2 protein-coding genes are annotated in these 3,653 nt (G+C 71.4%); both read left to right on the top strand.

Going from position 1 to position 3,653, the window contains the following annotated elements:
- Positions 1-2,058 (top strand): ABC transporter permease subunit (locus AB1578_22605; GenBank protein MEW6490689.1); only part of this gene is annotated, 2,058 nt, incomplete at its 5' end.
- Between the two features lie 107 nt (positions 2,059-2,165).
- Positions 2,166-3,653, top strand: a 1,488-nt coding sequence (gene pstA, locus AB1578_22600) for a phosphate ABC transporter permease PstA (protein MEW6490688.1), incomplete at its 3' end; no start/stop codon positions are given.

Raw genomic sequence — 3,653 nt, 5'->3', positions numbered from 1 at the left:
CGCCAGTCCTTTGCGTCCCTCATCGGCGAGCCGGTGTCCCTGCCGGGGGCCGAGCCGGTGGCCCTGGTGGACTACACCGTGACGGGCTCGGGGCCCGTGGTGGCTGCCGTCACCGCCGGGGGCACGTTTCACGTCTTCTCGGTCTCGAAGCGAAAGAACCTGCTCACCGGCGAGGTCACCACCTCCACGGTCGGGGGTGCCCTGCCGCTGCCCCCTCGGCCGGCGCCGCTCGCGGGGACGCTCCCGAGCCGGCTCCTGCTCTCCGGGGTGGCCGACACCGCGTACCTCTTCTGGGAGAGCGGCCACGTGGTGCGCATCGACACCCGCCGCCCGTCCGCGCCGGTCGTGGCCGAAGAGCTCGACCTCTGGGACGAGCCCGGCGTGCGCCTCACCGCCCTGTCGTTCCTCATCGGGAAGACGACGCTGGTCACCGGCGACAGCCGGGGCCGGGTGCGCACGTGGTTTCGGGTTCGCGCGGACGACGCCCAGACGTCCGACGGCTCCCACCTGCTCCTCGGGCAGGAGCTGCGGGAGGCCGGTATTCCGGTCACCGCGTTTGCTCCCTCCTTTCGCCGCCGCATCCTGGCCGCGGGTTTTGCCGACGGCCGGGTGGACCTGTTTCACGTGACCAGCGCCCAGCTCCTGGGAGAGGTGCCGGCCGGCGCCGACCCGGTGGGGGCGCTCGCCCTGTCCCCCAAGGACGACGCCTTCGCGGCCCAGGCCGGCGCGGAGCTCTCCCTGTGGAGGGTGAACGCGCCCCACCCGGAGACCACGCTGGCGTCCCTCTTCCGGCCCATGCGCTACGAGGGGGAGGCGAGCCCCGGGCACGTGTGGCAGTCCTCCAGCGGCACCGACGACTTCGAGCCCAAGTACGGGCTGGTGCCGCTCGTCTTCGGCACCCTCAAGGCCACCTTCTACTCCCTCCTCTTCGGAGCGCCGCTGGCTCTCCTGGCCGCCATCTACACGAGCGAGTTCCTGCATCCCCGCAGCCGGGCCCGGATCAAGCCCGCGGTGGAGCTGATGGCGAGCCTTCCGAGCGTGGTTCTCGGCTTCTTGGCAGCCCTGGTCTTCGCGCCCTTCGTGGCCGAGGTGGTGCCGTCGGTGCTGACCGCGTTCTTCACCGTGCCCCTGGCCTTCCTGGCGGGCGCCTACGTCGTGCAGCTCCTGCCCCGGAGGGCCGGGCTCTGGGCCGGCCGATGGCGGTTCGGGCTCCTGATTCTGGCGGCCCTGCCCCTGGGGCTTTGGGCTGCCGGTCTCCTGGGCCCCCTCCTGGAACGGTGGCTCTTCGCCGGGGACCTCCGGGCCTGGCTCGCCGGGCAAGGGGGGAGCGGCGCCTCCGGGTGGCTCCTGATGCTCCTGCCCCTTGCGGCGGTGGCCGTAGGCGTGGCCGTCGCCAAGCTCGTGACCCCCCGCCTGCGCCCCTGGCTGCGGGGCCTGGAGCGCCACGAGGCTGCCCGGTTCGAGTTTGCCAAGTTCGCCCTGGGGGGCCTCGCGACCCTGGCGCTCGCCTGGGTGCTCGCCCAGGCCCTGGCGGCGGCGGGCCTCGACTCCCGGGCGTCCTTTCCCGGGATCGGGCCGGTGCTCGGCACCTATGTGCAGCGCAACTCCCTGGTGGTGGGCTTCGTGATGGGTTTCGCGATCATCCCCATCATCTACACCCTGGCGGAGGACGCCCTCTCCAGCGTGCCGGGGCACTTGCGGGGGGCGTCGCTCAGCGCCGGCGCCACCCCCTGGCAGACCGCGGTGCGGGTGGTGCTGCCCACGGCGGCAAGCGGGCTCTTCTCGGCCCTGATGATCGGGCTGGGGCGCGCCGTGGGCGAGACCATGATCGTCCTCATGGCCGCGGGGAACACGCCGATCCTGGAGTGGAATATCTTCAACGGCTTTCGCACCCTCTCGGCCAACATCGCGGTGGAGCTGCCCGAAGCAGTGATGGGCAGCACCCACTACCGCACCCTCTTCCTCGCGGCCCTCACCCTCTTTCTCATGACCTTCGTCATCAACACCGTGGCCGAGATCGTGCGCCTGCGGTTTCGCAAGAGGGCCTTCGAGTTATGAGCCGGGGTGAGGGTGCGAGCGGGGCCAAGGGACCTATGGGACCTATGGGACGGATGGGACCGATGAATAACCCTGAGCCTGCCCCTCCCATGAGTCCCAGGAATCCCATGGATCCCATTGCTCCCGGCACTCAAGAGCGCCGGACCAAGTCCCGGTCGGCCCTGGTGGCCCAAGGCAATCCCCTGGTGTGGCTCACGGGGGGGTGCCTCGCCGCGGCCCTGGCCATGATCCTGGGGCTCCTGGGGCTCGTGGTCTACCAGGGGGGTGGCACCTTCTGGCCCGTGCCGCTGGTGCACTTCGAGCTCGCGGACGGTAGCGTTCGCCTCGGCGAGATCACCCGCACCGACACCTACCGGCCCAGCGCGGCCGTTCTGGAGACCCTCCCCGAGGGTGCGCAGGCGAGCGCCCGGCGCCTCCTCCAAGAGCAGGAAGGGGAGGCCACCCGGTGGCTCCTGCGCACGGGCAACTTCGAGCTCACGGGAGAGCACTTCCACTGGGTGAGCGACTTCGCGGCCGCCTCGGAGAGCCGACCCGAGTGGGCCATGGTCTTCGAGCGCCAGGAATGGGGCCGGTTCTACGGCATCCCCCGGGCCTTCCTGGTGGACGGCCAGGCCGAAGCCGAGGGCCCGGAGGCCGCCTGGGCCGCCTTTCGGGAGCACCACCGGGAGGCGCGGGACCGCTGGCGGGAGCGTCGGCGGCTCGAGATCGAGGACCTCGGGGTGGTCAATCACCGCCTGGAGGCCGAGCGGTTGAAGCTGCGCCAGGCTCGGCTGGACCTGGCCAAGGTCAAGAGCGAGCAGGGCCCGGGCTCCGAGGGGCTGCGCCGGGCCGAGGCGGCCCTGAGCGCCCTCCAGACCGCCTACGCTGCTGCCGAGGCCGAGGGCACCCGCCTCTACCAGGCGATCCGGACGGAGATCGGGCGGCTCAACGCCGCAAACGACCGTTACGCGCTCCTGGTGGTCACCGGCGACGGCCAGGAGAAGGTCCTCAAGCTCGCCGACGTGGTGCGCGCCTACCCGGCCAACCGCCTCTCGCTGACCGAGAAGGCGGGGATCTACCTCTCCCGGTGGGGAGAGTTCCTGTTCCACGACCCGCGGGAGGCCAATACCGAGGGGGGGGTGTTCCCGGCCATCTTCGGCACCGTGGTGATGACGCTCCTCATGTCGGTGGCGGTGGTGCCCTTCGGCGTGCTCGCCGCCCTGTACCTGCGGGAGTACGCCAAGGCCGGCAAGCTCGTGAGCGTCATCCGCATCGCCATCAACAACCTGGCCGGGGTGCCGAGCATCGTCTTCGGGGTCTTTGGCCTGGGGTTCTTCTGCTACCTGATGGGGGGGTCCATCGACCAGCTCTTCTTCGAGGCCCGGCTTCCGAGCCCCACCTTCGGCACCGGCGGCATCCTGTGGGCCTCGCTCACCCTGGCGCTGCTCACCCTCCCGGTGGTCATCGTGGCCACCGAGGAGGCCCTGGCCGCCGTGCCGAGCTCCATGCGCGAGGGCTCCTACGCCTGCGGGGCCAGCAAGTGGCAGACCATCCGGCGCATCGTCCTTCCCCGGGCGCTCCCGGGGATCCTCACGGGCACCATCCTGGCCATGGCC

Source organism: Thermodesulfobacteriota bacterium (assembly GCA_040756475.1).
Taxonomy (GTDB): domain Bacteria; phylum Desulfobacterota; class Deferrisomatia; order Deferrisomatales; family JACRMM01; genus JBFLZB01.
The sequence above is the reverse complement of the archived record's forward strand: the minus strand, read 5'-3'. Positions and strand labels throughout refer to the sequence as shown.